Here is a 229-nt window from a genome sequence, read left to right on the forward strand (position 1 = left end):
GAATCCATTGCGTGAGCCTCCCCACTGATCGTTTGCTTTTTTGGCCCCAGCCTGATCACCAACGCATTGCGCCACGAAATTCCCTCGAGCAGCGGCAGTGCGTGAAGGGCTGAAGTGCCCGTGCTTGAATCTCACGATGCTGAAATAGCGCTTGAGATATTTGTTGCAATCACCATCGCGGGACATGCCAAGCAGACAAAGGGTTGCGCCACATGCGTCCTCATTACTG

The 229-nt window shown here is 54.1% G+C and carries 1 protein-coding gene; it reads right to left on the reverse strand.

The window, feature by feature from the left end; genetic code table 11:
- Nucleotides 1-229: TrbM/KikA/MpfK family conjugal transfer protein (locus KMS84_RS40845; protein WP_256921703.1), on the reverse strand; the 229-nt coding region annotated here is incomplete at both ends.

This window comes from Streptomyces hilarionis, assembly GCF_024539675.1.
GTDB classification, from domain to species: Bacteria; Actinomycetota; Actinomycetes; order Streptomycetales; family Streptomycetaceae; genus Streptomyces; species Streptomyces hilarionis.